Raw genomic sequence first — 9,701 nt, forward strand, 5'->3', positions numbered from 1 at the left:
CATTCCCATACCCCAAGGAGAAGCAACCCAAGGAGTCGCCCGAAACATCACCCTTGACAGCAACAACAGCACAATAGACACCACCGCCGGAACCATAAATTCTCGTTCCCCAGACGGCACCGGAAATATAACTCTCAACGCCAGAGAAAACATTACCACAGGCAAACTAGAAGCAAGCGCCCTCAACGAAAGCAAACCCACCACAGGCGGAAACGTGGAAATTATCAGTCAACAAGGAGAAATTAACGCCACCCAAGAAATAGAAACATTCTCCCAAAAAGGCACCGCCGGAAATGTTAATCTCACAGCAGCAGATCATATCCATACAGACACAATTTTGTCTCAAGGAATGGAAAAAGGAGGAAATATTACCATCAATAGTCGCAGTGAAAATAGTATAGATGCAACAGGNCATACAGACACAATTTTGTCTCAAGGAATGGAAAAAGGAGGAAATATTACCATCAATAGTCGCAGTGAAAATAGTATAGATGCAACAGGAGCATTAAACACATATTCAGAAGAAGGAATAGCCGGAGATGTCAACCTCACATCCCCAGGTAGTATTAATATTACCAGCATTCGTTCAGAAGGAATGAAAGAAGGAGGCGATATTACAGTCAATAGTCAAATAGGAGAAATTTACTCCACAGGCAATATAGACTCCTACTCAAACCAAGGAAAAGGAGGAAACGTAGAAGTTAACGCCCCAGAAAGTGTAACATTAGCCAACGTCTCATCTTATGGCATGACAGAAAGTGGTAATTTGAGAATACAAAGTCGCACAGCAGAAGTAAGCACAGACAACGTTACCACGCAAGCACCAGCAGGAAGCAGTGGTAGTATTGAAATTAACGGAGCAGAAGTAGGCACAGGAAACTTAAGCTCCATTGGTAAAACAAGCGCAGATGCAATCAATGTAGAAGCTACAGATGGTTCTATTAGAACTTTTGATATAACAATAAGTTCAGATGGAACAATTGGAAATTTAANCACAGCAGAAGTAAGCACAGACAACGTTACCACGCAAGCACCAGCAGGAAGCAGTGGTAGTATTGAAATTAACGGAGCAGAAGTAGGCACAGGAAACTTAAGCTCCATTGGTAAAACAAGCGCAGATGCAATCAATGTAGAAGCTACAGATGGTTCTATTAGAACTTTTGATATAACAATAAGTTCAGATGGAACAATTGGAAATTTAACACTCAGAGCAACAGATAATATTACCGCCGAAGACATTAATCAAAATGGAGGAGAAGGAGATGTCAATAGTGAAATTAATTCTGGAGGAGACCAGAATATAGATGATTTTAATCAAACAGCAGAAACAGGCGATACCAACAATATTCAAACCGCAGATGGCGATATTAATATAGATAATTTTAACCAACAAGCCCAAGGCGATACTAACAATAATCAAACCGCAGATGGCGATATTAATATAGATAATTTTAACCAACAAGCCCAAGGTGATACTAACAATAATCAAACCGCAGGTCGTGATATTAATATAGATAATTTCAACCAACAAGCCCAAGGCGATACTAACAATATTCAAACCGCAGGGCGTGATATTAATATAAATAATTTTAATCAACAAGCCCAAGGCAATACTAACAATATTCAAACCGCAGGGCGTGATATTAATATAAATAATTTTAATCAACAAGCCCAAGGCAATACTAACAATAATCAAACCGCAGGTCGTGATATTAATATAGATAATTTCAACCAACAAGCCCAAGGCAATACTAACAATAATCAAACCGCAGGTCGTGATATTAATATAGATAATTTCAACCAACAAGCCCAAGGTAATACTAACAATAATCAAACCGCAGGTCGTGATATTAATATAGATAATTTCAATCAAACTTTTGGCAATAAATTTACCAACATTCAACGTCCAGGAGTTAATCAAAATACCGATAATACTTCAGTAAATTCTAACAACAATTCCACAAATAATACCATCACAAATTCCCATAATAATACAAATACCCTCAACAACTCCACAAACAATACCACCACAAATTCCGGAGAAAATAACAGTTTATCAACAAGCACAACCTCCGATATAATTTCCACAGCAACCCCCAGTAACAATAATCAAACAGCCAACACAACAACCGCCCAAAGTCAGACAGAATCATCCATTAACAGTAGCACCGACACCCAACAAATCTTAAAAATAATTGATACTCCTAATACCAACCCTCTCACAGTAGCCACAGGTTCAGACCAAGTAATAACCATGTTAGAACAAAACCGAATATCCGAATATTCAAATTACTTCGGAACAGATTTAAACGAACAATTTCTTAGCACAAAAAACGTCCGAGAAATTTTAACCGATATGGCAAAACACACCGGAAAAGAATCTGCTGTAGTTTATATTAATTCTTATTCCGACCAATTACAAATAATCTTATATACCAAGGATGGTAAGCCAATTATTAAAACTATTCCTGATGCCCAACGGAAAAAACTTATGAAAGTTTCCCTGAAATTACGGGCACATATTACAAATCCTGCCCGTCGTTTTACTGATAGTTATTTGCCACCAGCACAACAATTATATGATTGGCTCATTGCACCTATCTCAGAAGAATTAGAAGCTGCAAATATCGATACTTTACTATTTAGTATGGATGAAGGTTTACGGACTTTACCTGTAGCAGTATTACATGACGGAGAACAATTTTTAATTGAAAAATATAGCCTCAGTTTAATTCCCAGTGTGAGTTTAATGGATACTAATTATCGCCCACTTCAAGATACTCAAGTATTAGCAATGGGAGCCAGTGAATTTATGGAACAAGAGCCATTACCAGCAGTACCCNCTCAATGAAGATTTTACTCGTAATAACCTACTAACTCAACGAAAAAATTATCCCTATCCTATTATTCATCTAGCTACTCATGCAGAGTTTAAGCCGGGTAAAGCTAGTAATTCCTATATTCAACTTTGGAATAACGAACAAATAAAATTAGACCAAGTTAGAGAATTAGGTTGGAGTCAACCTGCCGTAGAATTGTTAGTCTTGTCTGCTTGTCGCACTGCTGTGGGAGACAGAAATGCCGAGTTAGGGTTTGCGGGGTTAGCAGTAGCAGCAGGTGTGAAGTCAGCATTAGCCAGTGTGTGGTATGTGAGTGATGAAGGAACATTGGGGTTAATGACGGAGTTTTATACTCATTTGAATAATGCTAAGATTAAAGCAGAGGCGTTAAGACAGACGCAGTTAGCAATGTTGCGAGGGGAAGTGGTTATTGTAGAAGGGGAGTTAAGGGGAAGTGGAGCGCGTGGGGCGGTGGTGTTGCCGTCAGCATTAGGGAAGTTTGGTAATCAAAATTTTTCTCATCCTTATNGAGGCGTTAAGACAGACGCAGTTAGCAATGTTGCGAGGGGAAGTGGTTATTGTAGAAGGGGAGTTAAGGGGAAGTGGAGCGCGTGGGGCGGTGGTGTTGCCGTCAGCATTAGGGAAGTTTGGTAATCAAAATTTTTCTCATCCTTATTATTGGTCTGGGTTTACTATGGTTGGTAGTCCTTGGTAATTAATAATGGATAATGGATAATTAATCAATTTGGTTTAATATAAAATCCGGTTGAACAGTCGTCCGCAGCGACGAAGCGGAAGCAATCTCCGCGCACATAAGAGATTGCTTCCCTCCACTCCGTTCCAGTCGCAATGACTTGGGTATATTAGAGTTGTTGGGAAATAACTTAGGTGAGTGAAAAATGAAAACTTAAACTAATTAATTTTGGGAGCGTGATTTTATTATTTATGCTGCTATCAGGTACAAGTTCCATAGTCCAGTTGCTGTTAACATTAATTTGTCATCAAAATCATGGTTATATTTGGTGAAAAGACTTCAACAAGGATTCAAATGCTTTACGGTTTAATCCTGTTAATGCTCTTAGTAACCTGTCTTGTTTTAGGGCTCGTTCAACGTTTAGAATTCTTCTGGCCAATTTATTCTTTGCTCATTCTACCTTATTTCCCAACAACTCTATTAATTATCCAGATTTGGTTGTTGAATCAGAGCCAAGATTTATTAGTTGGAAATTACCCTGTTCTGCACCACCTTTAGAGATAGATAGTTCTTATAGTTGGGAATTTACTTTTGATTGTGGAGACGATAGATCGGTAGTAGTTCAAGGATTAATATTAAGGATAGCAGCAAGCGATAGTTTGATTAGTAAGTTAAAATCGGCTGAAACTGTTATAGAAAAGATTGATATTTATCAAGAAAATAATTTGTGGCATGAGAGTGTTACAGAGTTATGAAACTTGCATCGGAGTAATCCTAATAATCCAGAAATAAAGGATAGATTTAAGAGTTTATTAGGTAAAAAGTGGGATGATGATTTAGTTAACTATCCGATTCAAGATTGTTGTTAATTTGTTCGTTAATGGAGAATGAATTCCTCTTTCTCTAAAACAATAATTCCAGGAGACAAAGGACGCAACGCCCCCAAACTCCCCACACTAATTTATTCCGGAAATATGCAACGCCCTTTTTTTTCTCCTGACTCCTGACTCCTCCCTAATTACCATTTCTCAAAAACTTTTCTACATTTGATTGAGTAGGGGAGTAGGGGAGTAGGTAGGGACGTTGCATGCAACGTCCGTACGGGAGAAGTAAAAATAGGGATAATCAAAGATTAAATTGTCTCAAATAAGCAAAAAGGTAATTATCCAAAGGTAATTACTTAATAACTGAAGTCTTAATCAAGTATAGCATTACTTTTGGGAATTGGTATAATAGGGAATAGGTAATTGGGAGTAGGGAGTAGGAAATAGGGATAAGTAATTGATTNTTGATTGAGTAGGGGAGTAGGGGAGTAGGGGAGTGGGGGAGAAGTAAAACTAAGGATAATCAAAGATTAAATTATCTCAAATCAGCAAAAAGGTAATTATCCCAAGGTGATTACTTAATAACTGAACTATTAATCAAGTATAGAATTACTTTTGGGAATTGGTATTATTTATAAATTATTCCCAGCTCGTCCTTCAGCTTCACCAAATATAATAAAATGTTCAAATCCACTCTTAAAAATGGCATTTTCTACTGCTAAAGCCACAATAGGATTAGAAGTTAAATAAAATCTTTCATCAAATTCAATAGTACGTTCATCACGACCTTCAAAAAAACCAACATTAACAAAATGATCGAATCCACTCTTAAAGACATTATTTGCTACAGCTTGACTAACACCAGGATTTTCGACTAAATAAGTAGTTTCATCAAATAAAAGACTAGGGTTACGTCCTTCAAATTGACCTCTATTCATAAAATGATCTAAACCATTTGGAAACAAACCATTTTGTATTAGTTGAACTACATCAGGATTATTTTCTAAATAAAACTCTTCATCAAAATATATTTCTATAGGATTAATTCTTTGTTCGCTCACATACTGAATAAAATTTTGAAAAGTATCAGGTGGCATAATATCTGGAATAATCTTAGCCACAAAAGCATTAGATTCCAAACCAGAAGTATTCAAAGCATCAATAATTGGAAAATCTATAGAATCAGAAAAACCAACCACATAAGTATTCTGAGCAGGGTCTATCGCAATACCATTTCCTGACTCATTCCCCACACCTCCAATAGTGGCAGAAAAATCCAAAAACGTTCCACTATTGGAAACTTTACTAACAAAAACATCATCCGGTAATCCTAAACCAACTCCTTCTTGAAATTCATTAATAATTGGAAAATCAACAGAAGCAGTGCTACCCGTAACATAAGCATTACCTAAATTATCTACAACAATATCATTAGCAAATTCACTACTATTTCCACCTAAAAAACTCGCATATCCTAAACTATTATCCCGATTAATTTTCATCACAATAGCATCACTACTACCGCCCCCAAAGAAATTTTGAAATCCACTAAAAGCCGGAAAATATCCCACAGGAGAAACAGCAATATCTCCCTGAAGAATACGAGTTCCTGTTGTACCAGAAACATAAATATTTTCAGCTAAATCTATGGCAATACCGCTACCAGCATCTCCATCACTTCGACCATAAAAAGTTGAGAAAATTAAATCGCTACCTTCTGGATTTAATTTAGTAACAAAAATATCGCTATCCCCGCCATAAAAATTTTGCAGAGGGTTCTGAAGTGGGAAGTCAAAAGACCTAGTTGAACCTGTTATATAAGCATTACCATTATTATCTACAGCAATGTCAATTCCTGAATCTAAATCAAAGCCTCCTAATAAGGTTGAATATGCTAAAGTTCTGCCATTTCTGGATAATTTAGTCACAAAAGCATCTCGATTAACATTATTAGTAGTAGTGGTTTGAAAAGCATTTTCTGTTGTAGGAAAGTCAGCAAAACTAGGAACAGGCTCGGCAGGAAATGGGGAAAAACCACCCGTACTTCCTGTTACAAAAGCATTGCCATTATTATCTACGGCAATACCTCTACTAATATCTTCATCTCGACCACCAAGATAAGTAGAATATAGGACACTATTACCTAAACTAGAAAGTTTTGTCACAAAAGCATCGCCGTTAAAACTTCCTCCACCATAAGTAGTTTGGAAGGCATTAACTGTTAGGAAGTCTAGGGAATTAGTATTACCTGTAACGTAAACTCCGCCAGCAATATCTACTGCAATATCTATACCAAATNAATATCTTCATCTCGACCACCAAGATAAGTAGAATATAGGACACTATTACCTAAACTAGAAAGTTTTGTCACAAAAGCATCGCCGTTAAAACTTCCTCCACCATAAGTAGTTTGGAAGGCATTAACTGTTAGGAAGTCTAGGGAATTAGTATTACCTGTAACGTAAACTCCGCCAGCAATATCTACTGCAATATCTATACCAAATTCATCGTTACTTCCTCCAAAATAAGTAGACCAAAGAACAGTTCCATTTTGGTCGAGTTTAGTCACAAAAGCATCGTTATTAAAGACTGCTCCCCCACCATTAAAGTCTGGTTGAATAGCATTTATTGTGGGAAAATCAACGGAAGTAGTATCTCCAGTTATATAAACATTTCCGGCAACATCTACAGCAATACCATTACCACGGTCAAAACCATTTCCGCCAATTAATGTGGAATATTCTACAGTGGGGTCGATAATTAATTCATAGTCTTTATTATATTCTCCAATGTCGAATCCTACTTGATTATTTCCGAGTAGTTGATAGGCAACTTCTACTGCAATTTCCTCACCATTTATTTCTTGATAAGCAATTGGGGGTGCTTCAGATAATTTTCCTAATTCTGTATTTATAGAAAGAGTACCGTCAGCAAGAATATTAATTTCTTCAACTCCACTATAATTGAGAATAATGTCAGAAGTATCAGCACCGGGAGCGACAATAAAATCTCTTTTTAGTTGATCATCTAAACTACTATATATTAGGTCAATACCCGGATATAAATTTTCATACTCAATAGCTGCATAAGTTGGCAGATCGGTATGCCAATTATTTAAGTCATTACCTTGGAAAAAATTGGCAACTCCCGGCAGTTTATTTAGGGGATTTATCTTAGGGTTAGAGTTAGCATTCTCAAAATTTAACTTCACTACATCTGAAATAGTTTCACCTTCGATATTTTGAGTAGCACTAAAGGTAATTTCATCTTTATAAAATAGTAAATCGTAGTTATTTGCTTTAGCTAAATACTCAACATAAGCATGGTTAACTTGCCCTACATTTTCGATAAAACTAATGCCTGTGAGCAAGTCATTAGTTTCAGATAAATCTGCCTCGGATATCTCCAATGCTTCTACCTTTAATTCCAGAGGTAATCTTTCTGAACTAGAGGCAATATTTAGATTATTAATTTCATTATATTCAGGCAGATTAGTTAAAGGTAGACCTGTTAATATATTTTCTGGTAACTCTAAGAAATTTGTCATTAATTTTCTCTAACAAAATCAAGCATAAGATTAGCAGGAACTTGGAAAATTTCCAAGTGCTGAAAAAGTCAATGTTGGCTAAAACTTGAATTTCAAGTTGAATAGCTACTTGATTTGTATCTTTTTTTCTGGTTTCTTTTCTTGTATAAGAAACTATTTCCTCCTGCCATTTTTCTAATGTTGGCATATATTACGAACAATTTAATTTTTCTTCCTCTACATAACCTTTTAATTCTGAGTCTGGCTAAATATGAAGCTTATCTAAACATCCTATACCTTTAGCTATTTTTTCCACCTCTTCCAATTATTTAATAAAATCTTCTGCCCATGATTTTTTCGCCATAATTGAACTATCAAATTCCAAACCTGCTGCTGTGAAAGATCGAGTTGAAAGTTTCAGCAGTTTAGACTCCAGTCTTCCTAAATCAGAACTTTACAATTCCCCTAGAACATCAGTATCTCAAAAAAGATTAATTTCTCAAGTTGGCTTGGAAATTCAGGCCAAGTTTGAAGAGTATAAGGCTAAATTGAACAGCAAGTCCGAAAAACAAGAAAAAGGCCAAGCTGGAAAGTTTATTAACTTAGTCCACAGTTCTGGTGTGGCCTTTACTCTGAGGCAATTATTTCTTCTATTGAAATCTAATTGTGTTGATTGATTTTCTGTTTTAACGTAGTAAAGTAATTTAGACTCAGTGAAAGACTTCAGAATCACTACTGCGCATAATCAAGACTAATTCACAAATAAATAATGAAACGACTAATTTCTCTAATTATAAGTTTACTTATTCTGATAGCCATCTACTGGAAAATTGATTTTGCTGGACTAATAAAAGTATTTCAAAATTCTAACCCTATATGGATGATAATTAGCATAAACATGATAATTCCATTGACAATGTTAACTGCTTGGCGATTACAACAGTTAATGCCAAAAAAGGGTAGAAAATCATCATCTTATTTGAATTTTAGAGAAGCAAACGAATTAATATTAGCTGCCAGTGTTTTAAACATGATATTGCCGTCAAAAATGGGAGATATTGCTAAAGCTTATTTTATGAAACAACGGGGGCATTTAGAAGGAACTTTATCTTTATCTCTAGTTATTTTTGAAAAGGCTTGTGATTTAGTTTCTTTGTTACTATGGTGCGTTTTTGGTTTAATTGTTTATCCTGAAAAAGACTTATTATTTTGGATGATGACTGCTGGAGTCGCATTAGGTTTAATCATCTGCTTATTGTTATTATCCTCTCGTAAATTTGCCAGAATATTTTTTGAAATTTCCCGAAAAGTTGCGCCGAAAAAAATAGGTGTAAAAATTGATAGTTTAGAAAATTCGTGGATAGAAATGCACAGATATTTTTGGCACGACAAACTACAATTAACAAAATTTGCTGTTACCTCTATATTTATCTGGTTTGGGCATTTATCACAAATCTGGTTTTTTACTTTAGCGTTAAATGCTTCAGCACCATTTATTGAAAGTTTAGCATTATCTTCTCTAGCAATTTTAGCCGGATTATTACCTTTAACTTTTGCAGGAGTTGGTACTCGTGATGCTGCTTTTATTATGTTTTATCAACCCTATTTTCCTCAAGAAGTTGGAGCTGCTTTAGGGTTACTTTGTACATCCCGTTATCTATTACCAGCAATTGCTGGTTTGCCATTTTTTGGGAAATATTTAATTAGGAAGCAGGGAGTCGGGAGTCGGGAGTAGGGAAGTGTGGAAAGTGTGGGAAGTGTAGGGAGTAGAGAAATTAGAGCTAATATCAAATTCGTTTATTTTGGAGGGTTATAAG

At 35.9% G+C, this 9,701-nt stretch carries 5 protein-coding genes and 3 pseudogenes; 6 read left to right on the forward strand and 2 right to left on the reverse strand.

The window, feature by feature from the left end; translation table 11 throughout:
• Positions 1-2,491: 2,491 nt before the first annotated feature.
• The 4 genes and pseudogenes from AFK68_RS46265 to AFK68_RS23765 form a co-directional block, all read left to right on the forward strand.
• Positions 2,492-2,842, forward strand: a pseudogene (locus tag AFK68_RS46265) (CHAT domain-containing protein); the annotation flags it as partial.
• Position 2,843: 1 nt separating this feature from the next.
• A pseudogene (locus AFK68_RS43600) lies at positions 2,844-3,368 on the forward strand (CHAT domain-containing protein); the annotation flags it as partial.
• A 28-nt stretch (positions 3,369-3,396) separates the two neighbouring features.
• Positions 3,397-3,555: a hypothetical protein gene (locus AFK68_RS46270; RefSeq protein WP_143438183.1), complete on the forward strand. Its 159-nt coding sequence runs from the start codon at positions 3,397-3,399 to the stop codon at positions 3,553-3,555.
• Positions 3,556-4,028: 473 nt separating this feature from the next.
• Positions 4,029-4,289 (forward strand): DUF928 domain-containing protein, encoded by a 261-nt coding sequence (locus AFK68_RS23765; protein ID WP_168186622.1) that lies wholly within the window; start codon positions 4,029-4,031, stop codon positions 4,287-4,289.
• A gap of 701 nt (positions 4,290-4,990) precedes the next feature.
• On the opposite strand, the gene AFK68_RS46275 is transcribed toward AFK68_RS23765, so the two are convergent.
• Both AFK68_RS46275 and AFK68_RS46280 read right to left on the reverse strand, forming a co-directional pair.
• Positions 4,991-6,649: an SBBP repeat-containing protein gene (locus AFK68_RS46275; RefSeq protein ID WP_371357530.1), complete on the reverse strand. Its 1,659-nt coding sequence runs from the start codon at positions 6,647-6,649 to the stop codon at positions 4,991-4,993.
• Between the two features lie 8 nt (positions 6,650-6,657).
• Positions 6,658-7,905: pseudogene (locus tag AFK68_RS46280) on the reverse strand (SBBP repeat-containing protein); the annotation flags it as partial.
• Positions 7,906-8,279: 374 nt separating this feature from the next.
• Between AFK68_RS46280 and AFK68_RS23780 the strand changes: the two are divergent.
• Complete coding sequence (locus AFK68_RS23780) at positions 8,280-8,561, forward strand: hypothetical protein (RefSeq protein WP_094675637.1); 282 nt, start codon at positions 8,280-8,282, stop codon at positions 8,559-8,561.
• A 92-nt stretch (positions 8,562-8,653) separates the two neighbouring features.
• Complete coding sequence (locus AFK68_RS23785) at positions 8,654-9,619, forward strand: lysylphosphatidylglycerol synthase transmembrane domain-containing protein (RefSeq protein WP_094675639.1); 966 nt, start codon at positions 8,654-8,656, stop codon at positions 9,617-9,619.
• The last annotated feature ends 82 nt before the right edge of the window (positions 9,620-9,701 follow it).

Source organism: Hydrocoleum sp. CS-953 (assembly GCF_002260545.1).
Taxonomy (GTDB): Bacteria; Cyanobacteriota; Cyanobacteriia; order Cyanobacteriales; family Microcoleaceae; genus Trichodesmium.

Bases quoted from the DNA above. Each gene is read 5' to 3' on its own strand.
- AFK68_RS46270 (WP_143438183.1), top strand. From the start codon at position 3,397: ATGTTGCGAGGGGAAGTGGTTATTGTAGAAGGGGAGTTAAGGGGAAGT.
- AFK68_RS23785 (WP_094675639.1), top strand. From the start codon at position 8,654: ATGAAACGACTAATTTCTCTAATTATAAGTTTACTTATTCTGATAGCC.